Below are 20988 nucleotides of genomic sequence, written 5' to 3' on the forward strand. Positions count from 1 at the left end.
CGCCCTGCCCCGCTGCGGGTCTGTGCGCTCTGTGCGCTCTGTGCGCGGGGAGCGCTCAGCCCCCGTCCGTCGCGAGCAGGAACAGCACAGCTCCGGCCACGACGAGCAGCGACCCGAGCATCGTCTGCACGCGGGCCCTGCGCAGGGCTCCCCGCACCTGCCAGGCATGGACGAGTTCGACGAGGGCCCGGCGGCGGGCGATGGCGTTCGCGGCGTTGACGCGGGCGGCCGCGAGGGCGCGGTCCAGTTCGGCCCTCCGGCCCTCGTCCCGCTCCCGGGCGAGCCGCGCGGTCAGGTGCACCGCCACGGTGGTGTGCAGCCGGCACGCCCGGCCGAGTTCGTCGACGGTCGTGCCGAACGGGCCGAAGAACAGCTCGGGTGCGGCCTCGATCTCGGCGCGCAGGTCGGCGAGGGCGGGGTCCTGGAGCCCGCGGAGTGTGGTGAACCGAGGGGTGAGCACTTCGCCGGTGCACCAGATCGCCCGGAACACCCCGGCCAGGGCCAGCGCCAGACCGCCCGCGGCCTGCGCGATGTCGCCGAGGCCGTGGATCTTGCCGATGGCGGCCAGCGGGAAGCCGGCGAGCAGCAGTCCGCCGACAGCGGCGTCGGCCATGATCGTCCAGCGCGCCACGGCCCGCATGTCGGCGAGGGTGGCGTCCGTGAGCGTGACGACGGCCGCCTGTTCGCCGACCGGCGCCGGGGGCTCCTGCGGCGGAAGCGGGGCGCTCACGGCCGTGTGGGGCCGTCGTCGCGGTTGTCGGCGCGGAACTGCCAGGTCCCGGCGGGGCCACTGCCGTCGTCGGGCAGTTCCCCGTACGGCCGCCACGCGGTGCCGTCGTAGTGCTCCACGAGGCCGTCGTCGTTCATCCGGACGGCACCGGTCTCCGGCGTCCGCTCCCGGTCGAAGGCCGCGCCGTCGCCTCGTACCTGCTCACTCACGTCTGGAACTCCCCCACAAGGCCTGCCGGATGGCAGAGCGTAGTGGCCTCCGGCACCCGGGATGACGGATCCCGCCACCACGGGTGAACAATTGAAGATTGCCGACGAAAAGGACCAATTCGACGGTATGGCGGAGGCCGGGTTCCGTGAATGCGCGGTGATTGTGTTCACGCGCCGGAGAGTGGCCGCAGATCATCCCCGTCCCGTAGTTTTTGGCACGCCCACCCCTTCGCCCGGCCTGCGAGGCGGGTGGCCCACGGGGGAAGGTGAACAGCACTCGCTTCCCGTCTCGACCTGCGCGGTCGAGGCGGCGTTCGGCGTGCTCCGCGTCAGCGGGCGAGCGGGATCACATCACCCGGCGGCCTGTCCCCCGCCGTACGGAATGCCGATCCCTTGGAGATCCCTCTTGCCCGGAATCCGTTCGCCAAAAGGGCCCGGGCTCCCGGGCGAGGGGCCGTCGGGCGGTGTTCCCCGTCAATTCCGGACGCGAATAACCATTCACCCGGGCCGGCTTCCCCTGTGGCCGGTCCCGTTCCTGTGGACCCTCGCCCTGGGCCTGTGGGGTCTGTCCCGGGAGCACAGCGTGTGGCGTGACGAGGCCGCCACCTGGCAGGTCGCTCGGCGCTCCACCGATGACATCTGGCAGATGCTCGCGCAGGTCGACGCGGTGCACGGCCTGTACTACCTGCTGATGCGCGCCGTCTTCGAGTGCCTCGGACCCGGCACCACCGCGCTGCGGCTGCCCTCCGTCCTGGCCATGGCGGCAGCCGCGGTCTGCGTGGCCGAAATCGGTCGCCGGCTGGCAGGGATCCGGGCGGGCCTCGCGGCCGGACTGGCATTCGGGCTGCTGCCCGCCGTGCAGTTCCACCTCCAGGAAGGGCGCCCGTACGCGCTCGTCGCGGCGGGGGCCGGGATCTCGACGCTGTTGCTGGTGACCGCACTTCAGGGGCGCGGCCGGGCCGCGCACTGGCTCGCGTACGCCGGCACGGTCGCGGTGTGCGGGCTGCTGAACTGGCTGTCGCTGCTGATCCTGCCCGCGCATCTGGCGACGCTCATATGGACGCGGGCCCGGCGGCGGACATGGACGCGCTGGGCGGTGGCCGCGGCGGTGGCCGTCGCCGCCGTGCTGCCGCTGATCCTGTTCAGCCGGCGCCAGTCCGAACAGGTCTCCTGGATCCCCCCGTTGACCTGGCACATGCTGATCGGCCCGGCGGTCCTGCTGGCGCTCGGCGGTCTCGGCGCCCTGCTCGACCGGCCGCACACCGGGCGGCTGTCGGTCGCCGCCGTGGGGCTGCCGCTGCTGGCGGTGCCGCACCTCGGCCTCCTCGGACTCTCCCTGGTCCGGCCGCTCTTCCTGGACCGCTACGTCCTGTTCAGCATGCTGGGCCTGGCCCTGCTGATCGGCACGGCGCTGGGTACGGCGACCCGGGCGGCCGGACCCCGCCATCCGCGCGCGTCGGCCTGGCTCGTCCCTGTCGTGGTCGGCGTCGCGTTCGTGGCGCTGCTGCCGCAGTCGCTGGCCAAGCGCTCCCCGGAGAGCCGGGCGGACGACGTCCTGGCCGTCGCGACGGACGTACGGCGGCTGAAGGAGCCCGGGGACGCGGTGGTCTTCGTGCCGGCCGCCCGGCGCGACACCGCCCTGGTCTCCCCCGGCGCCTTCGCCGGGCTGCGGGACGTCGCGCTGGTGCGCGGCCCCGTGGCGTCGGGGACGCTGAAGGGCGAGGAGGCGGATCCCGCCCGCATACGGGCCGCGATGCTGGCCCAGCGGCGGATCCTGCTGGTCACCGATGTGCCGGAGGTGGCACGGGCGGTGACGGCGAAACGCGACCGGGTGAAGACCGCCGTACTGAAGAAGCACTTCAAGGTCGTCGCGGACGTGGAGGTCCGGGGGCGACGGGTGACGGTGTACGAGCGGATCGGCCCGGCGGAGAAGACCTGAGCCGCCGGGCCTCCCCCGCCGCACGGCACGCGGGTCCTGCAAAGCACCGACGTTCTACGATCACCTCATGAGCATCCGCTGGACCTACGCGTTCATCGACCGCCCCGTCGAGTCCTTCGCCCCGGCGCACGCCTTCTGGACCGCGGTGACCGACACCGAGCTGTCCGAATTCCGGGGCGAGCAGGGCGAGTTCGTGACGCTGCTGCCGCGCGGCGGGGCGGATGCCTGTGTGAAGGCGCAGGGGGTCGGCTCGGGTCCCGGCGGGGCGCATCTCGACTTCGCCGTGGACGACGTACCGGAATTCGTGGAGGAGGCGCTGAAGCGCGGTGCGGGGCCGGCCGCCGATCACGGGGACTGGGCCGTACTGCGCTCCCCCGCCGGGCAGTTCTTCTGTGCCGTGCCCTGGCACGGGGAGTCGGTGCGGCCGCCCGTGGTGCGCGGCAGCCGGCTCGACCAGGTCTGCCTGGACGTACCGCCGTCGGCGTACGCGGCGGAAGTCGCCTTCTGGAGTGCCCTGTTGTCCGGCTGGGAGTCGGCGCCCGGGTCGCGCCCCGAGTTCCATGTGCTGCGGCCACCGGCCGGGCTACCGGTGCGCGTGCTGCTCCAGCGGGTCGGCGAGGAACGGCCCGTCGCCGCCCACCTCGACCTCGCCTGCGCGGACATCCCGGCGACCCGTGCCCGGCACGAGGAACTGGGCGCGGCCTTCGTCGCCGAGGGTTCCCACTGGACGGTGATGCGCGACCCGGCGGGCGGCACGTACTGCCTGACGGTCCGTGATCCGGAGACCGGCGGACTGCCCGCGTCCTAGCGCCGCCGGAGGGTGCGGCTCGCCCGTCCGTTCCCGAGTCCTGCCGTCCCAGGGCCGTCGCCCGTCACGTCCACGCCTCCACGTCCACCACGGCGTCCACCGGAATCGGCCCGTACACATGCGGCAGCTCCTCGCCCCCGGGCTCCGGCGCCTCGTACCTCAACGGCACATCCAGCCGGGCGGGATCCACGACCAGGACGACCAGTTCGTCGGGTCCGTCGTAGGAGCCGTACAGGAAGGCGGCGACGGCCGGAAGCTGGGCACGGGTCGAGCAGTGGATGAAGCCCTCGTCCTGGAGCGTGCGGCCACGGGTCGACATCTCGTACGTGCCGCGCTCGCGGGCCGCCTCCCACAGGGAGCGTTCGGTGATGTGGAGGATGTACGCGTGTTCGGGCATGACGTGAGGTTACGGCCTCAGCCGTGCCGCCCGCGCGTGCAGATAGCGCTGCTCGGGCAGGCTCAGCGTTTTGGCGGCGGCGGCCTCGTAGGCGGCGCGGGCCTCGTCGCGGGCGCCGGCCCGTTCCAGCAGGTGCCCGCGCACCGCGTCCAGCCGGTGCCCGGACCCCAGCTCGTCCTCCAGCGAGGCCAGTTCGGCCAGCCCGGCGCGCGGCCCCCGGGCCATGGCGACGGCGACCGCGCGGTTGAGGCGTTCGACGGGCCCGGGGACGATACGCACCAGGACGTCGTAGAGGCCGAGGATCTCCTCCCAGTCGGTCTCCTGCGCGGAGGGCGCCTCGTCGTGCACGGCGGCGATGGCGGCGCGCAGCTGGTAGGGGCCTGCGGGCCCCCGGGTCAGGGCCCGGGTGACCAGGGCGACGCCCTCGTCGATCGCGGCCTTGTCCCAGCGGTCGCGGTCCTGTTCGTCGAGGGGGACGAGCTCGCCGTGCGGGCCGGTGCGCGCCTCGTGGCGGGCGTCGGTGAGCAGCATCAGCGCGAGGAGGCCGGCCACCTCTCCGTGGTCGGGGAGGAGGCGGTGGACCGCACGGGTCAGCCGGATCGCCTCGCCGGCGAGTTCGCGCCGGGTCAGGCTCGTGCCCGAGGTGGCCGTATAACCCTCGTTGAAGATCAGGTACAGGGTCTGCAGGACCGCGGGCAGCCGGTCCTCCCAGTTGTCGGGGCGCCCGAAGCGCACCCCGCGCACCTTCTGCTTGGCCCGGCTGATGCGCTGGGCCATCGTCGCCTCGGGCACCAGATACGCGCGGGCGATCTCCGCGGTGGTCAGACCGCCGACCGCACGCAGGGTGAGGGCGATCTGCGCGGGCGGGGTCAGATCCGGATGGCAGCTGAGGAAGAGCAGGGTGAGGGTGTCGTCCTCGCGGGGAGCACGGTCCGCGCCGGGCGGCGGGGCCGTGAAGGCGTCCCGCGGGGCGAGCGCCGCGACCTTCTCCTCCCGGGCCCGGCGCGCCTCCTCCGCGCGCAGGGTGTCGGTCAGCCGGCGCGCGCCGACCCTGATCAGCCAGCCGCGCGGGTTGTCCGGGACACCGGTGCGCGGCCACTGCTCGGCCGCCGCGAGCAGGGCTTCCTGTACGGCGTCCTCGGCGAAGTCGAAGTGGCCGTACCGGCGCACCAGCGCGCCGAGGACCTGCGGCGCGTGGCGGCGCAGCAGGTCCTCGGTCTCGGGTGTGACGCTCATGTCCGGCTCGGTGTGCGACGTGTCGTACGGCTCAGCCGATGTCTTCCGGGGCCTCGCCGATGGGCCGGATCACCACCGGGTACACGGGGGCCCCGGCAGGCTGGGGGCACTGCAGGACGCGCTCGGCGATCTCGGTGACCCGCTCCAGGCTCGCGCAGTCCAGCACCCAGTAGCCGGCCAGCAGCTCCTTGGTCTCGCTGTACGGGCCGTCGGTGATCACCGCCTTGCCGTCGTCGCCCAGGGTGACGTGCCGCGTCTTCGCGGGCTCGACCAGCCCCTGTGCGTCGATCATCTCGCCGCTCTCGGCGAGGTCGTCGTTGATGCCCTGCATATGGGCGAACATCGCCTGGATGTCCTCCTGGCTCCAGGCCACGGACCCCTCGGACCCCTTGCCCTGCATCGCCTCGTAGTCCGCCTGCGTGCCCTGCACCATGACCAGGTACTTCATCGGTCCGCTCCTTCTGTTTCCGTCGGCTCGGGCCACCCTCGGTGGGCGGCTCTCACAGGGGACGTCGGAGCCGGGCCGGGATTCTCGACATGGGGTTCAGGAATTTTTCGCGGCGGGTGCCTCGGGCTGCTCGTCCGGCCCGGGTTTCTCCTCGTGCTCGGCGGCGCCTTCCTCGACATAGGCGGCGCAATCGGGGTTCCGGCACGGGCCACCCACCCAGGTGGGAACCCAGGCGCCCAGTGTCTTGTGGCGCTTGACGACGGTGTCGACGGGCTGTCCGCAGTCGGGACAGACGTGCTCTTGGCTGCCCATGCTCCTCAGAGTAGGGCGGGAGAGGGCTCAGCGCTTCCTGCTGTACGTCCGAACCACGGCTCCGTTGCGGAACGCGCGCACCTCTTCGTGGATGAACTCCGTGACGGCGAAGTCCGAGCCGAACATCGGCATGCCGCTGCCGTAGACGATGGGGTAGGTCTTGATGACGAGTTCGTCGATCTCGTCGAACAGCGCGCCGGCGAGCTGCGAGCCGCCGCACAGATAGATGCCCAACTCGCCGTCCTCCGCCTTCAGTTCGCGGACCTTGCCGACCACGTCGTCCGCGACGATCTCGACCTGCGGGTCGGGCGACTCGGTGAGGGTGCGCGAGGCGACGTACTGGCGCAGATGGGCGTACGGGCTGGTGATGCCGTCCTTCAGGGCCAGGTCGTAGCTGCTGCGGCCCTGGATGACCGTGTCGAACCGCCGGTTGGGCAGGTCGTCGAAGCCGAGGGCGCGCCGGCCGGGGGTCGACACGGTCTCCGGGTGCTCCGTCTTGAGGAACTCCAGGAACTCCGCGTCGACGAACGGGTACATCGCCGTCGCGTCACCGCTCGGGTCGCCGATGAAGCCGTCGATGGAGCAGGCGATGAAGTAGGTGAGCTTTCGCAAGCCGGTCTCTTTTCGTAGGGTGTCCAACAACCACTCCGGTTGTAGTGCTTCAGTTGTAGTACTTCGCTTGTAGTGGTTGCAAGGGCTTTTCCCGAGCGGCTTGAAGTGAGAGAGGGGATTCCGAATGGCGGGCAATCCGGAGCGCCGGGCCGCCCTCGTCGACGCGGGCGTCGAGGTGCTCGCTCGTCAGGGGGCGCGCGGGCTGACGTTCCGCGCGGTGGACGCCGAGGCGGGGGTGCCGGTCGGCACCGCTTCCAACTACTTCACCGGGCGCGACGACCTGCTCCGGCAGATCGACGCCCGGCTGCATCTGCGGCTCGCGCCCGATCCGGAGGTGATCGCCGGGCTGCTGACCCGGCCGAAGGACCGCTCCCTGGTCAGCGCCTTCATGCACGACCTCATGGCCCGCGCGACCAGCGACCGCACGGGCTATCTGGCCCTGCTGGAGATGCGCCTGGAGGCCTCCCGGCACCCGGAACTGCGCTCGTCCTTCACCAAGTCGGTGCGCGGCGACCTCGACGAGGCCATCGAGTTCCACCGCGGCGCCGGACTGCCCGGCGGCGACGAGGTCGTCACGGTCCTGTATCTCGCGATGCTCGGGCTGCTCCTGGAGCATCTGACCCTGCCGGACGTGCTGGAGGGCGTACTGCCCGGGGTGGGCGTGCCGGACGGGCTGGTGGAGCGGATCGCGGCGACGATCGTGCCCGAGCGATGACGTCGTGCCCGAGCGATGGAGAGCGGCCGGGCTCAGCCGCGCGGATCGCGCCACATGGGCCACATCTGCGGGCCGTCCGGGAGATCGAGGGGGCTGCCCTTGAGCGCGAAGCCGAGCCGCTCGTACAGGCGCCGGCTGCGGGCGCTGCTCGCCTCCAGGTAGGCGGCGACACCCTCCTGGTCGCAGCGTTCGAGGACCGAGGTGATGAGTGCGGTGCCGAGTCCCTCGCCCTGCCGCCCGGGCACGGTGCCGATCATCCACAGATACTCGTGGGCCTCGCCCTCCGGATGGATGGCGGCCGTGAGCCGGCCTATCTGCTCGACGCGCTCGTTCGCCGGGTCGACGGCCTCGCGCAGCCGGGCGGGCCCTTCGTCGTCCTCCTCGTGCGCCTCGGCCGGCACGGACATCCACAACGCGCACGCCGTGCCGTCCTCGGTGACGTCTATCCGGCCATGGGCGAGCACGATGTCGGTGAAGGCCGCCATCAGCCTGGGGTGCGCGCTGCGGCGGTGCTCGTCGCCCGGGAACACCCAGCCGCTGACCGGGTCGTCCTGGAAGGCCGCGTCCAGCAGCCCCACCACCAGCTCCCGGTCCTCCTCGCCCGCCGACCGGATCGCGACGCCCATGATGTGTACCCGCCCCTTCGTCTCAACCGGCCTTGATCGTAGGGCGAATGCCGTGGGCACGGCGTCCCCGGCCGCATTTTGACGAGATCCGGCCGTTGCGACGAGATCCGGCCTCGCGCGCCGGAGAAACGGCATCACGCGCCGGGAACACGGCCTCGCGCGCGGCGAATACGGCCTCACCCACCCGATCGCGCCGGAACACAAGGACGGGCCCCGCACACCGTGGGGATGTGCGGGACCCGCCGGTCCGGAGCCGCCGGCCGGCCGTACGGGGTCAGGAACCGTACGGCCCCGGCGCCCCGGAGTCGCTACGGCCGTCGGCTTCCGCGCCCTCGACGGGCGCGGTCGCCGACCGCCGCGGTGTCACGGGGTGCGGCTGCCGCCCACCGTCTCGCACAGTACGGCAGGCGGCCGCCGCAGCCCTCAGCTGCTGCGCCGTGTCACGAATTCCGCCAGAGCCAGCAGGCCTCCCGCGTCCTGCGGGTCCGGCACCGCGCGGGCCAGCTCCTGCATGGCCCGGGCCATCCGGTCGGCGGCCTGGGCCTGCGCCCAGTCACGGCCACCCGCCCGCTCCACGACGAGCGCCGTGCGCTGCAGGTCCTCCTTGTCGTACGGCAACTCGTACAGTGCGGCCAGCTCCGCCGCCGCCGGACCCCCGGAGGTCAGCGCGGCGACCACCGGCAGGGATTTCTTGCGGGCGGCGAGGTCCGCACCGGCGGGTTTGCCGGTGCGGCTCGGGTCGCCCCATATACCGATCACGTCGTCGATGAGCTGGAAGGCGAGCCCGGCCTCACGGCCGAACGCGTCCAGCGCCGCCACGTCCTCCGGTGCCGCGCCCGCGTAGAGCCCGCCCAGCGCACAGGCGCACCCGAGCAGCGCGCCGGTCTTGGCCTCGGCCATGGCGAGCACCTCTTCGAGGCCGACCTCGGCCGGGCCGCGCCTCTCCAGCGCCGTGTCCGCATGCTGTCCTGCGCACAGCTCGACCACGCAGTCCGCGAGCCGGGCAGCCGCGGCGGCGGACGCCGGGTGCGGGTCCTCGGCGAGCAGCCGCAGGGCGAGCGCCTGGAGGGCGTCCCCGGCGAGGATCGCGTCGGCCTGGCCGAACACGGCCCATACGGTGGGCCGGTGCCGGCGGACGGCGTCCTGGTCCATCACGTCGTCGTGCAGCAGGGTGAAGTTGTGGACCAGCTCCACCGCGACCGCCACCCGTACGGCCGCCGCCCGCGCCCTCGGTCCGCCGAGCGCGGCGGCCGCCGTGAGGACGAGAGCGGGACGGATCGCCTTGCCCGCGTTGCCGGCCGCCGGAGTGCCGTCCGGGTGCACCCAGCCGAAGTGGTAGAGCGCGATCCGGCGCATGGACGGCGGCAACGACTCGATGGCGGCGCGCAGTTCGGGGTCGACCGAGGCCCGCGCACCCTCCAGGATCACCGCCGCCTCGGGGCCGTCGAGCGGACCCGGCGTGCCGTCCCCGTCGATCGCGATGGGCCCCCGCCTTTCGAGCGTCTCGGTGGACGGCCGCGCCCCGGCAGGGCGTTGCTGCGTCTCCGTCATGAACTCACCCATGGCATCGCCTCGGAGAGTCGGCGGACAGTGGCACTTCCGCTACGGCTGGGCGCCTACCCCGAGGGTCTACCCACGCGAGGGACGCGGAACACGGCGGAAAGGTCACCGCCAGCGCCCGATCTCGACGTTCTCCAGCACGCCGAGGGCGTCCGGCACCAGGACGGCGGCCGAGTAGTACGCCGTCACCAGATACTTGATGATGGCCTGTTCGTTGATGCCCATGAAGCGGCAGGACAGGCTCGGCTCGATCTCGTCCGGGATGCCCGACTGCTGCAGGCCGATGACGCCCTGCTCGGACTCGCCCGTACGCATCGCGATGATCGAGGTGGTGCGGGCGTCGCTGACCGGGATCTTGTTGCACGGGAAGATCGGCACACCGCGCCAGGTCGGGATGCGGTTGCCGGCCATCTCGATGGTCTCCGGCACCAGCCCGCGCTTGTTGAGCTCACGCCCGAACGCCGAGATCGCGCGCGGGTGGGCGAGGAACAGCTTGGTGCCGCGGCGCCGGCACAGCAGTTCGTCCATGTCGTCGGGGCTGGGCACACCGTCGTGGGGCTGCAGCCGCTGGTCGTACTCGCAGTTGTTGAGCAGTCCGAACTCGCGGTTGTTGATGAGCTCGTGCTCCTGGCGCTCCTTCAGGGCCTCCACGGTCAGCCGGAGCTGCTGCTCGGTCTGGTTCATCGGCTGGTTGTAGAGGTCGGCCACGCGCGAGTGGATGCGCAGCACGGTCTGGGCGACGCTCAGTTCGTACTCACGGGGCCTTGCCTCGTAGTCCACGAAGGTGTGCGGGATGTCGGGCTCGCCGCTGTGGCCGGCCGCGAGTTCGATCTCCCGCTCGCCGTACTTGTTGCTGCGCTGTTCCGGGATCGCGCGCAGCCGTTCGATGTGCTCGCGCAGCGAGTCGGCGCGCTCCGCGACCTGTTCGACGCTCTGCCGGGGCAGCACCAGCATCGTGCAGGCGGTGACCGCGCGCACGGAGTACTCCCAGATGGCGTCGGCGTCGAGCAGGGCCTGATCACCGAGGTAGGCGCCGTCGGCGAGGACCGCGAGGGACTCGTCCTCCCCGTAGGGGCCGGTGCCGAGTTTCTCCACCCTGCCGTGCGCGAGCAGGAGCACCTCGTCGGTCCGGCTGCCGAACGAGGCGATCACGGAACCCGCGGCGAACTCCCGCTGCTGGCAGCGGGAGGCGAGTTCGGCGAGCACGTCCTCGTCCTCGTACGACCGCAGCGCCGGCAGTTCGCACAGCTCGGCGGGGACGACCTCGACGCGATCACCGGTTTTGACGAAGGTGATGCGGCCGTCGCCGACGGCGTACGTCAGACGCCGGTTCACGCGGTACGTGCCGCCCTGCACGTTCACCCAGGGCAGCATGCGCAGCAGCCAGCGGGAACTGATCTCCTGCATCTGTGGCGCGGACTTGGTCGTGGTGGCCAGGTTCCGCGCGGCCGCTGTGCCAAGACTCTGCTGCGGCTTGTCCTGCTCCGTGCGGACCTCTTCGCCTACCGACATAAGGAATTGCCCTCCCGCTCATGCGTCGACGCCGATCTGACGCCACGCATCGCCATCTGCACCACCCGAGCCTTCCATTACTGAGCGTGTCGGTGCTATTACCCGAAAGAGCGGGAATGGATCACTGGGCAGTGGGCAAATAGAGGGACCTTGTCCACTGTTGGTCCCGTCTGCAACTGTCCAAAACCGCTCGCACACCGTGCGATGCGAGGAGTCCCGTCTGCCCGTTTTCGGTAGAGCACCAGTACGAGGCGGCCGCGCACGGCGGCCGACGCACGGCACGAAGGGGGCGGCCATGGCCACACCCATGTCCGCGAGCAGATTCCTGGAGAGACTTCGGACCGAGGGCGCGAGCATCGTCGAGGTCGGCGACTGGGAGCACCACAACCGCAATCACGTGGGCCCGTGGGGCCCCGTCCACGGCGTGATGATCCATCACACGGTGACCCAGGGCAGCGCCCGGACGGTGGAGCTGTGCCGCAACGGCTACGAGGGGCTGCCGGGCCCCCTCTGCCACGGCGTCATCACCAAGGACGGCAGGGTCCACCTCGTGGGCTACGGCCGCGCCAACCACGCCGGTCTCGGCGACGACGACGTGCTGCGCGCGGTCATCGCGGAGACGGCCCTGCCGGCCGACAACGAGGCCAACACCGACGGCAACCGCCACTTCTACGGCTTCGAGTGCGAGAACCTGGGCGACGGGCAGGATCCCTGGCCGCAGCCCCAGCTGGAAGCGATCGAACGCGTCTCGGCGGCCGTCTGCCGCCATCACGGCTGGACGGAACGGTCGGTGATCGGCCATCTGGAATGGCAGCCCGGGAAGGTGGATCCACGGGGATTCACGATGGCCTGGATGCGCGAGCGGATCGGCGAGCGCCTGAGGTAGGGCGTCATCGGCGTGCGCGCGACAATGAACAGGTGCCCAGCCCCGACACCGGCCCCCACACCGCGCCCGACCTCACCACCCTCCGCCCCCGGCTCCCCTCTCCCCTGCAGGAGCCGGCGGACGAGCGTTTCACCCGTCGCGGCCTGCGTCTGCTGCTCAAGCGGGACGACCTGATCCACCCGGAGCTGATCGGCAACAAGTGGCGCAAACTCGCGCCGAACCTCGAAGCCGCCGCCGGCCGCACCGTGCTCACCTTCGGCGGCGCCTACTCCAACCACCTGCGCGCCACCGCCGCCGCGGGCCGCCTCCTGGGCCTGCCCACGGTCGGGGTGGTGCGCGGCCAGGAGCTGGCCGACCGGCCCCTGAACCCGTCACTCGCCCGGTGCGTGGCCGACGGCATGCGTCTGCACTTCGTCGACAGATCGACGTACCGCCAGAAGTCCGAGCCACGCACCCTGGCCGCCGTCCTGCGCGCGGCCGGCGTCCAGGACGCGTACGTCGTCCCCGAGGGCGGCAGCAACGCCCTTGCCGTACGGGGATGCCGGGCGCTCGGCGAGGAGCTGCGCGGGCGGGCCGACGTGGTCGCGGTCGCCTGCGGCACGGGCGGGACGCTGGCCGGATTGGCCGCCGGCCTCGACCCCGGCCAGCGGACCCTGGGCGTACCCGTGCTCAAGGGCGGCTTCCTGGGGGACGACGTACGGCACTTGCAGACCGAGGCGTTCGGCGGACCGCGGGGTGACTGGCGGCTCGACGACCGGTTCCACTTCGGGGGGTACGCCCGCACGTCCCCCGAACTGGACACGTTCGCGAAGGACTTCGAACAGCGGCACAAAGTGCCCGTCGAACGTCTCTATGTCGCCAAGTTGCTGTATGGGCTTGTCACCCTGGCCGAGGAGGGCGCCTTCCCGCGCGGGACGGTGGTCGCGGCGGTCGTCACCGGGTCGCCGTTCCCCTCCTGAGGGGCCCTCACTCGGCCTCCCGGTAGGCCGCCGCCTCCTCCAGGTCCAGCCTGCGCAGCAGCGTGCGCAGCATCTCGTCGTCGATGTAGCGGCCGTCGCGCAGCCGCACGAAGACCGCGCGTTCGGCGCCGATCACGTCGCGGGACAGCCTGCGGTAGGTGTCGTCGACGGACTCGCCGGTGATGGGGTTGGCCTGGCCGAGACGCTCCCAGACGGAGTTGCGGCGGCGCTCCAGGACGGCCCGCAGTCGGTCGGCCAGCGGCTCGGGCAGGGCGTTGCGCTCGTCGGAGAGGAGTTCCTCCAGACGCTGTTCGGCGATGCGGGACGCCTGTGCCTGGGCGTTCGCCTCGGCCAGGGTCTCGGCCTGGGCGTCACGGCCGGGCAGCCGCAGCATGCGGATCAGCGGCGGCAGCGTCACCCCCTGCACGACCAGGGTGCCGATGACCGTCGTGAACGTCAGGAAGAGGATGAGGTTGCGCTCGGGGAACTCGTCGCCGCCGTGCACGGTGAGCGGGATCGAGAAGGCGATCGCCAGCGAGACGACCCCTCGCATGCCGGCCCAGGAGATGATGAACGCGCCCCGCCACGTCGGATTCGCCTCACGCTCCCGGATCCGCGCCGACAGCATGCGCGGCAGGAACGTCGCCGGATACACCCACACGAACCGCGAGACGACGACCACGAGGAAGACCGCGAGCGCGTACCAGGCGGCACGGGTGCCCTCGTACTCACCGAGGCCCTTGAGGACCACCGGCAGCTGCAACCCGATCAGCGCGAACACGGCCGACTCCAGCACGAAGGCGACCATCTTCCACACCGCCTCCTCCTGGAGCCGGGTGGCGAAGTCGACCTCCCACGCGCGGTGCCCCAGATAGAGCGCGACGACCACGACGGCCAGCACTCCGGAGGCGTGCACCTGCTCGGCGGCGGCGTACGCGACGAACGGGATCAGCAGCGAGAGCGTGTTCTGCAGCAGCGCCTCCTTCACATGGGTGCGCAGCCAGTGGATCGGCACCATCAGCACCAGCCCCACACCGATGCCGCCGAACGCCGCGAGCAGGAACTCCCCGATGCCGCCGGCCCAGGTGGCGCCCTCTCCGACGGCGGCCGCGAGGGCCACTCGGTAGGCGGTGATCGCGGTGGCGTCGTTCACCAGGGACTCGCCCTGCAGGATCGTGGTGACCCGGGACGGCAGTCCCACCCGGCGCGCGACCGCCGTCGCGGCGACCGCGTCCGGCGGCGCCACCACCGCGCCCAGCACCAGTGCCGCGGTCAGCGGCAGCTCCGGGATGACGAGATAGGCCAACCAGCCGACGGCGAAGGTCGCGAAGAGCACGTACCCGACCGACAGCAGCATCACGGGCCGCAGCTGCGCCCGCAGATCGAGGTACGAGCTGTCCGTCGCCGCGCTGTGCAGCAGCGGCGGCAGCACCAGCGGCAGCACGATGTGCGGGTCGAGGGTGTACTCGGGCACCCCGGGCACGTACGACACGGCGAGCCCGGCCGCGACCAGCAGCAGCGGCGCCGGCACCGGTGAGCGCCGAGCGGCCGCGGCCACGGCGGCGCTCCCCGCCACCAGCAACAGCAGCGGCATCACATCCATACGACTCGCCCACCCTCACCCGCACCGTCACCGGCGCCACCGCGCCGCTGCCCACACTCAACCAGCCCGGCCTCGATTTTCCGCGCGGGTGTGCGCGTGGCCGTCGTAACCTGGCAATCATGAAACAGTGCACGCACGCCGACGCGCTGCCGCACCCGGAACCAGGTCCGCTCGACGAGACCTGTCCCGAGTGTCTGGCGGAGGGCCGGCACCCGGTGCAGCTGCGGCTGTGCCTCACCTGCGGTCACGTCGCCTGCTGCGACTCCTCGCCGGGCCGGCACGCCACGGAGCACCACAAGGAGTCCGGGCACCCGATCATGCGGACCTTCGAGCCCGGCGAGCAATGGCGTTGGTGCTTTGTCGACCACGTACTGGTGTGACACCGACGTACGCTGGACGACTGGGGATCCGGACGGTTCGACCGTCTGACGCCTGGGTACGTCAAACCGGCGCGCGCTCTTCCCAATTGGGCCCGCAGACCCCCTAGCCACGGAGCGTATCCGTGTGTTTACTATGAGTGACAGCAAGGGGTTGGGGTCCTGGGGACAGGAAAGTTCAGAGCGCGATAGCGTCACCGCTGAACCACACATCGCGTTACCCCGGGGGGCGACCCTCGGCCCCGAGAAAGCTTGTACCACCTTGGAGGTGAGGGTGTCCCAGATCGCAGGCGAGCCCGCGACCCAGGACTTCGTGGAAGTCCGGCTGCCGGCCGCGGGTGCCTACCTGTCGGTGCTGCGTACGGCGACCGCCGGCCTCGCCGCCCGTTTGGACTTCACCCTCGACGAGATCGAGGACCTGCGCATCGCGGTGGACGAGGCCTGCGCGATCCTGCTCCAGCAGGCCGTGCCCGGCTCCGTTCTCAGCTGTGTCTTCCGGCTCGTCGACGACTCGCTCGAGGTCACCGTCTCGGCCCCGACCACGGACGGCCACGCCCCCTCCAGGGACACCTTCGCCTGGACCGTGCTGTCGGCTCTCGCGGGCAAGGTCTCCTCCGCCGTGGACGAGGACAAAACCGTTTCGATCAGCCTCTACAAACAGCGCGGCGCGGGACCCGGGCCGGCGTGAGGAACGGGGACGGGCCGGTGCGGGACGAAGAGCGCGGCACACGGGAGCTGCCGGACACTCCCTCCTGCTCGGGCGGAGCCGGGAGTGCGGGAGCGGGCCCTGACGGCCCGAGCGGTTCCCGACGCATGGCGGACGGCATCGACGGCATCCCCGAGCAGGCCCGGCCGCACCCGGAGGACGACTCCGTGGTGACCGGCTTCCAGGGCGGCCCGGGGGACGACGGTGCTGTGCAGGGCGCGCCTCTGGGCGGGCGAATCGGGGTGTCCCCGGTCCCCGGGGGTCCTCCCGCTCGACCGAAGTCGAGAGTGAGGACGGAGGCGAGGGCTCGGGAGAGGGCGACGGGCGGGACGATGAGCGAGCACGAGCGAGACGCCGACCACCAGGCGACGGCCGCGCCCAGCGCGCAGGCCACGCAGCACGACCCGCAGGACCGCAGCGGGGCACGCGCCCTGTTCGTCGAGCTGCGCAAGCTGAAGGACGGCAGCCCGGAGTACGCGGAGCTGCGCAACCAGCTGGTCCGTATGCACCTGCCGCTCGTCGAGCACCTCGCACGCCGCTTCCGCAACCGCGGCGAACCCCTCGACGACCTCACCCAGGTCGCCACCATCGGTCTGATCAAGTCCGTCGACCGCTTCGACCCGGACCGCGGCGTCGAGTTCTCGACCTACGCGACCCCGACGGTCGTCGGTGAGATCAAGCGCCACTTCCGGGACAAGGGCTGGGCGGTGCGCGTTCCGCGGCGCCTGCAGGAGCTGCGCCTCGCGCTCACCACCGCCACCGCCGAGCTGTCCCAGCAGCACGGCCGTTCCCCGACCGTCCATGAGCTCGCCGAGAAGCTGGCGATCTCGGAGGAGGAGGTCCTGGAGGGCCTGGAGTCCGCGAACGCGTACTCCACGCTGTCCCTGGACGTCCCCGACACCGACGACGAGTCCCCCGCGGTCGCGGACACCCTGGGCGCGGAGGACGAGGCGCTGGAGGGCGTCGAGTACCGCGAGTCCCTCAAGCCACTGCTTGAGGACCTCCCGCCGCGCGAGAAGCGGATCCTCTTGCTGCGCTTCTTCGGCAACATGACCCAGTCGCAGATCGCGCAGGAGGTCGGCATCTCCCAGATGCACGTCTCCCGACTGCTGGCCCGCACCCTGGCCCAGCTCCGGGAGAAGCTGCTGGTGGAGGAGTAGCGGCTACTTCTGCTGATCCGGCGCGCTGCCGGGCCCCCGGATCCCGAGGGCCTCGGTCGTCGCCGGGTTGATCAGGAGCACGAGCGTGGCGATCGCGGCGGCGGCGATCGCGATGCCCGCCGGGATCGCGATGCTGTCGGCCTGCAACAGGCTGTAGGCCACCGGCAGCGCCAGGATCTGCGTGATGATGGACGGCCCCCGGCTCCAGCCGCGCTGAGCGAACAGCCCGCGCGCGGCGAGCAGCGGCAGCAGCGCGAGCACGACCAGGGTCACGCCGAGAGTGACGGCCTGCCGGCGGTCGTCGGGCTCACCGGCGAGCCCCAGCACGAGCACCCAGACTCCCCCGACGGTGAGACCCACGCCTTCCAGCGCGGTCAGCACGGCCGCATACGTCAGCCGCCGCGGACGCGGGCCGGCGGTTTCCGGGGTGGTGGGGCTCTGCTCCTTGGTCACCCCTGAAGGGTAGCCCGCGCCACAATCGAACCGGCCGACGCAGTCCCCTCGGCCGCCGGGCCGTGGGCAGGCTCACGCCCCATCTCTTACTTGATCCCTACCTCGGCCTGTGCCCGGTACCCCCCAGTAGGTACGCTGCAACCCATGCGTGCACTTCTCGTGGTCAATCCGGCAGCAACCACCACAAGCGCACGTACGCGCGATGTCCTGATCCATGCGCTCGCCAGCGAGATGAAGCTGGAGGCGGTCACCACCGAGTACCGCGGCCACGCCCGCGACCTCGGCCGGCAGGCGGCGGAGAGCGACGACATAGACCTGGTGGTCGCCCTCGGCGGCGACGGCACCGTGAACGAGGTCGTCAACGGACTGCTGCACAACGGCCCCGATCCGGAGGGCCTGCCCGGCCTCGCCGTGGTCCCCGGCGGCTCCACCAACGTCTTCGCCCGCGCCCTCGGCCTGCCCAACGACGCCGTCGAGGCGACCGGCGCCCTGCTCGACGCACTGCGCGAGGGCAGCGAACGCACCGTCGGCATGGGGATCGCGGCGGGCACCCCGGGCACCGAGGACGAGGGCGTTCCCGCCAGATGGTTCACCTTCTGCGCGGGGCTCGGCTTCGACGCGGGTGTCGTCGGCCGGGTCGAACAGCAGCGCGAGCGGGGCAAGAAATCCACGCACGCCCTTTATCTGCGCCAGGTGGTACGCCAGTTCCTCCAGGAGCCCAACCGGCGGCACGGCACGATCACGCTGGAGCGGCCGGGCGAGGACCCGGTGACCGATTTGGTGCTGTCCATAGTCTGCAACACGGCTCCGTGGACGTATCTGGGCAATCGTCCGGTGTACGCGGCGCCTAAGGCTTCGTTCGATACAGGCCTCGACGTACTCGGTCTCAGCCGGATGTCCACCGCCGCGGTTGCCCGGTATGCCACCCAGTTGCTCACTTCGTCCCCCGAGCGCGGGGCCCGTGGGAAGCATGCGCTCACGCTGCACGACCTGGACCAGTTCACCTTGCATTCGAAGGTGCCGTTGCCCCTTCAGATGGACGGCGACCACCTCGGGCTGCGTACGAGCGTGACGTTCACAGGCGTACGCCGTGCACTGCGTGTGATTGTGTGAGCGGAACGGGCTAAAGTCCTTTCACTCGAACGTTTAGGCCAGGATCCACCCCATGGAAGTACGGCTGTGACCTAGTCGACACCGAGGAATCAAAAAAAACTTTCCGGAAGGGGTTGTATCCGTCGCTGAGGTTTGCGAGTCTCTACGTGGCGATCGGGACGGCCCGCAAGACCGGCCTCCACTGATCACCGGAACCCCTCTTCGAATCACAGGACCTCGCCAGGGAACCTGGCGGTCGGCCCTTCACTTGTTGAGGGATTCGTGAAAGCGTTCACATTCACAAGCAATCAGCACGTAATACCAAGGAGAGGTAGCAGCCATGGACTGGCGTCACAACGCCGTTTGCCGCGAGGAAGACCCCGAGCTCTTCTTCCCCATCGGCAACACCGGTCCTGCGCTGCTGCAGATCGAGGAAGCCAAGGCCGTCTGCCGCCGCTGCCCCGTTATGGATCAGTGTCTGCAGTGGGCGCTCGAGTCCGGCCAGGACTCCGGCGTCTGGGGTGGTCTCAGCGAGGACGAGCGCCGCGCCATGAAGCGCCGCGCCGCCCGCAACCGGGCCCGTCAGGCCTCCGCCTGACACACCCGCCCCGCTAAAACAGCCTGAGCTTGGCGGCGCGTACAGCGAGTACGCATCTCCCGCCCCCGAGCCGCAGCGCGCAGTACCCCCGATGCGCGGCGAATGCCGGCAACGAGCATGTTGAGCCCCAGCCCCCTGAACGGGCTGGGGCTCTTTGCTGTCCGGACGCCCTTCGCCTATTTGTGCGCCCGCACCGGGATGTCGAGGATCACCCGGGTCCCCCGCTCCGGCGCCGGCACCATGTCGAACGAGCCGCCCAACTCGCCCTCCACCAGGGTCCGTACGATCTGCAGGCCGAGGTTGCCCGCGGTGTGCGGGTCGAAGCCCTCGGGCAGGCCCACTCCGTCGTCCTGCACCGTGACCAGCAGGCGGGCCTGTTTCGTCGTACCGCCGCGGACCGCCGTGACCTCGACGGTTCCGGTCTCGCCCTCGCGGAAGCCGTGTTCCAGGGCGTTCTGGAGGATCTCGGTCAGGACCATCGACAGCGGAGTGGCGACCTCCGCGTCGAGGATGCCGAAGCGGCCGGTGCGCCGGCCGTTGACCTTGCCGGGTGAGATCTCGGCGACCATGGCCAGCACCCGGTCGGCGATCTCGTCGAACTCCACGCGCTCGTCGAGGTTCTGGGAGAGCGTCTCGTGCACGATCGCGATCGATCCGACGCGCCGTACCGCCTCCTCCAGTGCCTCACGGCCGCGTTCGGACTCGATGCGCCGGGCCTGGAGGCGGAGCAGGGCCGCCACCGTCTGGAGGTTGTTCTTCACCCGGTGGTGGATCTCCCGGATGGTGGCGTCCTTGGTGATCAACTCCTGCTCGCGGCGGCGCAGTTCGGTGACGTCCCGGAGCAGCACCAGCGAACCGACGCGGGTGCCCTTGGGCTTGAGCGGGATCGCGCGGAGCTGGATGACCCCGTCATTGGCCTCGATCTCGAAGTTGCGGGGCGCCCACCCGCTGGCGACCTTGGCGAGCGCCTCGTCCACCGGCCCGTGGGTCGGGGCGAGTTCGGCGGTGGTCCTGCCGAGGTGGTGGCCGACGAGGTCGGCGGCGAGGCCGAGGCGGTGATAGGCGGACAGCGCGTTCGGGGAGGCGTACTGGACGAGGCCGTCGGCGTCGAGGCGGATCAGGCCGTCGCCGACGCGCGGTGAGGCGTCCATGTCGACCTGCTGATTGGCGAACGGGAACGATCCTGCCGCGATCATCTGCGCGAGATCCGAGGCGCTCTGGAGGTACGTGAGCTCCAGGCGGCTCGGGGTGCGTACGGTCAGCAGGTTGGTGTTGCGCGCGATGACACCCAGGACGCGCCCGTCCCGTCGTACCGGAATCGACTCGACGCGGACCGGTACCTCCTCGCGCCACTCGGGGTCGCCCTCGCGCACGATCCGGCCCTCGTCGAGCGCGGCATCCAGCATCGGGCGGCGGCCGCGCGGGACGAGATGGCCCACCATGTCGTCCTGGTACGAGGTCGGGCCGGTGTTGGGCCGCATCTGGGCCACGGAGACATAGCGGGTGCCGTCGCTGGTGGGGACCCACAGCACGAGGTCGGCGAAGGAGAGGTCGGAGAGCAACTGCCACTCCGAGACCAGCAGGTGGAGCCACTCGAGGTCGGAGTCGTCGAGGGCCGTGTGCTGGCGTACGAGTTCGTTCATGGAGGGCACGTGGCCGAGCGTACCTGGCGGTACGGACATGGCTGGAAACCGGCCGCTATGAGGGAGATCCGGCCATGAAAACACCCGCGGGCCGCGGCGCCTGAGAGGGACCCTCAACCCTCCCGGCACCGCAGCCCGGAGCAATATCGGCCGTGGGGTGTGCGGTCCCGGTCGGCCGAGGATGAGGACCCGGGGCAGTCAGGGCAGAGAGCTCCGGTTCCTCGGTCCGCCTTCCTGTGCGGGGAAGACGGAAGTCGGTGCGTTCTCGTAGCCACGCACTCCTTGGCATTGTGGACTAGACCACTCTGGTGTGTCCATGCGTTGGAGCGTGTTTGCTGTTGACGTCTTTCTCGCGGGCTCCGAACCAGTTGAGGAACTGACAGGGCACCCTCACATACACCACGCAG

General features: G+C 71.1%; 23 protein-coding genes. 10 read left to right on the top strand and 13 right to left on the bottom strand.

The annotated features are described in order from the left end of the window. Window positions 1-55: 55 nt before the first annotated feature. The gene (locus tag ACFPQ9_RS00880) at window positions 56-730 is read right to left on the bottom strand and encodes a hypothetical protein (protein WP_380844832.1); all 675 of its coding nucleotides are present in this window, start codon (window positions 728-730) and stop codon (window positions 56-58) included. After that, entirely contained in the window at window positions 727-939 is a 213-nt protein-coding gene (locus tag ACFPQ9_RS00885; protein WP_380844835.1) for a hypothetical protein, read from the bottom strand. The genes ACFPQ9_RS00880 and ACFPQ9_RS00885 overlap by 4 nt, the downstream gene beginning before the upstream one ends. A 496-nt stretch (window positions 940-1435) precedes the next feature. Here ACFPQ9_RS00885 and ACFPQ9_RS00890 point away from each other — a divergent pair, with 496 nt between their 5' ends. Both ACFPQ9_RS00890 and ACFPQ9_RS00895 read left to right on the top strand, forming a co-directional pair. Continuing rightward, entirely contained in the window at window positions 1436-2878 is a 1443-nt protein-coding gene (locus tag ACFPQ9_RS00890; protein WP_380845189.1) for a glycosyltransferase family 39 protein, read from the top strand. Between the two features lie 67 nt (window positions 2879-2945). Continuing rightward, a complete protein-coding gene (locus ACFPQ9_RS00895) occupies window positions 2946-3686 on the top strand; it encodes a VOC family protein (protein ID WP_380844838.1) in 741 nt (246 codons plus the stop codon). Between the two features lie 64 nt (window positions 3687-3750). Here the strand turns inward: ACFPQ9_RS00895 and ACFPQ9_RS00900 are convergent, their stop codons facing one another. The 5 genes from ACFPQ9_RS00900 to ACFPQ9_RS00920 all read right to left on the bottom strand — a co-directional run bounded on the left by ACFPQ9_RS00900 (window position 3751) and on the right by ACFPQ9_RS00920 (window position 6691). Then, a complete protein-coding gene (locus tag ACFPQ9_RS00900) occupies window positions 3751-4083 on the bottom strand; it encodes a DUF952 domain-containing protein (RefSeq protein WP_380844841.1) in 333 nt (110 codons plus the stop codon). A 9-nt stretch (window positions 4084-4092) separates the two neighbouring features. Then, window positions 4093-5319 (bottom strand): RNA polymerase sigma factor, encoded by a 1227-nt coding sequence (locus ACFPQ9_RS00905; protein WP_380844844.1) that lies wholly within the window; start codon window positions 5317-5319, stop codon window positions 4093-4095. Between the two features lie 31 nt (window positions 5320-5350). After that, window positions 5351-5767, bottom strand: coding sequence for a YciI family protein (locus ACFPQ9_RS00910; RefSeq protein WP_380844847.1), 417 nt, complete (start codon window positions 5765-5767; stop codon window positions 5351-5353). A 96-nt stretch (window positions 5768-5863) separates the two neighbouring features. Continuing rightward, window positions 5864-6079: a hypothetical protein gene (locus ACFPQ9_RS00915; protein ID WP_380844850.1), complete on the bottom strand. Its 216-nt coding sequence runs from the start codon at window positions 6077-6079 to the stop codon at window positions 5864-5866. A 27-nt stretch (window positions 6080-6106) separates the two neighbouring features. Next, window positions 6107-6691, bottom strand: a complete 585-nt coding sequence (locus ACFPQ9_RS00920; protein ID WP_380844853.1) for a dihydrofolate reductase family protein — start codon at window positions 6689-6691, stop codon at window positions 6107-6109. 124 nt (window positions 6692-6815) lie between these two features. Between ACFPQ9_RS00920 and ACFPQ9_RS00925 the strand changes: the two genes are divergently transcribed. After that, window positions 6816-7406, top strand: coding sequence for a TetR/AcrR family transcriptional regulator (locus ACFPQ9_RS00925; protein WP_380844856.1), 591 nt, complete (start codon window positions 6816-6818; stop codon window positions 7404-7406). A 32-nt stretch (window positions 7407-7438) separates the two neighbouring features. Here ACFPQ9_RS00925 and ACFPQ9_RS00930 read toward each other — a convergent pair whose 3' ends face one another. The 3 genes from ACFPQ9_RS00930 to ACFPQ9_RS00940 all read right to left on the bottom strand — a co-directional run bounded on the left by ACFPQ9_RS00930 (window position 7439) and on the right by ACFPQ9_RS00940 (window position 11104). Then, complete coding sequence (locus tag ACFPQ9_RS00930) at window positions 7439-8032, bottom strand: GNAT family N-acetyltransferase (protein WP_380844859.1); 594 nt, start codon at window positions 8030-8032, stop codon at window positions 7439-7441. Window positions 8033-8455: 423 nt separating this feature from the next. After that, the gene (locus ACFPQ9_RS00935; RefSeq protein ID WP_380844862.1) at window positions 8456-9595 is read right to left on the bottom strand and encodes a family 2 encapsulin nanocompartment cargo protein polyprenyl transferase; all 1140 of its coding nucleotides are present in this window, start codon (window positions 9593-9595) and stop codon (window positions 8456-8458) included. 102 nt (window positions 9596-9697) lie between these two features. Continuing rightward, window positions 9698-11104 (bottom strand): family 2B encapsulin nanocompartment shell protein, encoded by a 1407-nt coding sequence (locus tag ACFPQ9_RS00940; protein ID WP_380844865.1) that lies wholly within the window; start codon window positions 11102-11104, stop codon window positions 9698-9700. A 295-nt stretch (window positions 11105-11399) separates the two neighbouring features. Here ACFPQ9_RS00940 and ACFPQ9_RS00945 point away from each other — a divergent pair, with 295 nt between their 5' ends. After that, window positions 11400-11990, top strand: a complete 591-nt coding sequence (locus tag ACFPQ9_RS00945; protein WP_380844868.1) for an N-acetylmuramoyl-L-alanine amidase — start codon at window positions 11400-11402, stop codon at window positions 11988-11990. Window positions 11991-12022: 32 nt separating this feature from the next. Then, complete coding sequence (locus ACFPQ9_RS00950) at window positions 12023-12949, top strand: 1-aminocyclopropane-1-carboxylate deaminase/D-cysteine desulfhydrase (protein ID WP_380844871.1); 927 nt, start codon at window positions 12023-12025, stop codon at window positions 12947-12949. A 7-nt stretch (window positions 12950-12956) separates the two neighbouring features. On the opposite strand, the gene ACFPQ9_RS00955 is transcribed toward ACFPQ9_RS00950, so the two are convergent. Next, entirely contained in the window at window positions 12957-14552 is a 1596-nt protein-coding gene (locus ACFPQ9_RS00955) for a Na+/H+ antiporter (RefSeq protein ID WP_380844874.1), read from the bottom strand. 119 nt (window positions 14553-14671) lie between these two features. On the opposite strand from ACFPQ9_RS00955, the gene ACFPQ9_RS00960 reads away from it, so the two are divergent. The 3 genes from ACFPQ9_RS00960 to ACFPQ9_RS00970 all read left to right on the top strand — a co-directional run bounded on the left by ACFPQ9_RS00960 (window position 14672) and on the right by ACFPQ9_RS00970 (window position 16795). Further along, window positions 14672-14932 (top strand): UBP-type zinc finger domain-containing protein, encoded by a 261-nt coding sequence (locus ACFPQ9_RS00960; protein ID WP_380844877.1) that lies wholly within the window; start codon window positions 14672-14674, stop codon window positions 14930-14932. 271 nt (window positions 14933-15203) lie between these two features. Then, on the top strand, window positions 15204-15617 hold the full coding sequence (locus tag ACFPQ9_RS00965) for an ATP-binding protein (RefSeq protein ID WP_004925829.1): 414 nt from the start codon (window positions 15204-15206) through the stop codon (window positions 15615-15617). A gap of 17 nt (window positions 15618-15634) precedes the next feature. Beyond that, on the top strand, window positions 15635-16795 hold the full coding sequence (locus ACFPQ9_RS00970) for an RNA polymerase sigma factor SigF (RefSeq protein WP_380844881.1): 1161 nt from the start codon (window positions 15635-15637) through the stop codon (window positions 16793-16795). A gap of 3 nt (window positions 16796-16798) precedes the next feature. Here ACFPQ9_RS00970 and ACFPQ9_RS00975 read toward each other — a convergent pair whose 3' ends face one another. Then, entirely contained in the window at window positions 16799-17248 is a 450-nt protein-coding gene (locus tag ACFPQ9_RS00975) for a hypothetical protein (RefSeq protein WP_380844884.1), read from the bottom strand. 144 nt (window positions 17249-17392) lie between these two features. Between ACFPQ9_RS00975 and ACFPQ9_RS00980 the strand changes: the two genes are divergently transcribed. Both ACFPQ9_RS00980 and ACFPQ9_RS00985 read left to right on the top strand, forming a co-directional pair. Beyond that, window positions 17393-18361, top strand: coding sequence for a diacylglycerol/lipid kinase family protein (locus ACFPQ9_RS00980; RefSeq protein WP_380844887.1), 969 nt, complete (start codon window positions 17393-17395; stop codon window positions 18359-18361). Window positions 18362-18680: 319 nt separating this feature from the next. Then, on the top strand, window positions 18681-18938 hold the full coding sequence (locus ACFPQ9_RS00985) for a WhiB family transcriptional regulator (RefSeq protein ID WP_006142322.1): 258 nt from the start codon (window positions 18681-18683) through the stop codon (window positions 18936-18938). Between the two features lie 176 nt (window positions 18939-19114). Here the strand turns inward: ACFPQ9_RS00985 and ACFPQ9_RS00990 are convergent, their stop codons facing one another. Further along, window positions 19115-20581 carry a sensor histidine kinase gene (locus ACFPQ9_RS00990; RefSeq protein ID WP_380845192.1) on the bottom strand — a complete coding sequence of 489 codons (1467 nt, stop codon included), beginning with the start codon at window positions 20579-20581 and terminating at the stop codon, window positions 19115-19117. Window positions 20582-20988 lie beyond the last annotated feature (407 nt).

This window comes from Streptomyces coerulescens (assembly GCF_042657965.1).
Lineage (GTDB): Bacteria > Actinomycetota > Actinomycetes > Streptomycetales > Streptomycetaceae > Streptomyces > Streptomyces coerulescens.

What these genes read in the sequence shown, in the direction of transcription:
- ACFPQ9_RS00895 (WP_380844838.1), top strand. Translation starts at nt 2,946, where the DNA reads ATGAGCATCCGCTGGACCTACGCGTTCATCGACCGCCCCGTCGAGTCC.
- ACFPQ9_RS00900 (WP_380844841.1), bottom strand. Translation starts at nt 4,083, where the DNA reads ATGCCCGAACACGCGTACATCCTCCACATCACCGAACGCTCCCTGTGG.
- ACFPQ9_RS00905 (WP_380844844.1), bottom strand. Translation starts at nt 5,319, where the DNA reads ATGAGCGTCACACCCGAGACCGAGGACCTGCTGCGCCGCCACGCGCCG.
- ACFPQ9_RS00910 (WP_380844847.1), bottom strand. Translation starts at nt 5,767, where the DNA reads ATGAAGTACCTGGTCATGGTGCAGGGCACGCAGGCGGACTACGAGGCG.
- ACFPQ9_RS00915 (WP_380844850.1), bottom strand. Translation starts at nt 6,079, where the DNA reads ATGGGCAGCCAAGAGCACGTCTGTCCCGACTGCGGACAGCCCGTCGAC.
- ACFPQ9_RS00925 (WP_380844856.1), top strand. Translation starts at nt 6,816, where the DNA reads ATGGCGGGCAATCCGGAGCGCCGGGCCGCCCTCGTCGACGCGGGCGTC.
- ACFPQ9_RS00930 (WP_380844859.1), bottom strand. Translation starts at nt 8,032, where the DNA reads ATGGGCGTCGCGATCCGGTCGGCGGGCGAGGAGGACCGGGAGCTGGTG.
- ACFPQ9_RS00935 (WP_380844862.1), bottom strand. Translation starts at nt 9,595, where the DNA reads ATGGGTGAGTTCATGACGGAGACGCAGCAACGCCCTGCCGGGGCGCGG.
- ACFPQ9_RS00940 (WP_380844865.1), bottom strand. Translation starts at nt 11,104, where the DNA reads ATGTCGGTAGGCGAAGAGGTCCGCACGGAGCAGGACAAGCCGCAGCAG.
- ACFPQ9_RS00945 (WP_380844868.1), top strand. Translation starts at nt 11,400, where the DNA reads ATGGCCACACCCATGTCCGCGAGCAGATTCCTGGAGAGACTTCGGACC.
- ACFPQ9_RS00955 (WP_380844874.1), bottom strand. Translation starts at nt 14,552, where the DNA reads ATGGATGTGATGCCGCTGCTGTTGCTGGTGGCGGGGAGCGCCGCCGTG.
- ACFPQ9_RS00960 (WP_380844877.1), top strand. Translation starts at nt 14,672, where the DNA reads ATGAAACAGTGCACGCACGCCGACGCGCTGCCGCACCCGGAACCAGGT.
- ACFPQ9_RS00980 (WP_380844887.1), top strand. Translation starts at nt 17,393, where the DNA reads ATGCGTGCACTTCTCGTGGTCAATCCGGCAGCAACCACCACAAGCGCA.
- ACFPQ9_RS00985 (WP_006142322.1), top strand. Translation starts at nt 18,681, where the DNA reads ATGGACTGGCGTCACAACGCCGTTTGCCGCGAGGAAGACCCCGAGCTC.
- ACFPQ9_RS00990 (WP_380845192.1), bottom strand. Translation starts at nt 20,581, where the DNA reads ATGAACGAACTCGTACGCCAGCACACGGCCCTCGACGACTCCGACCTC.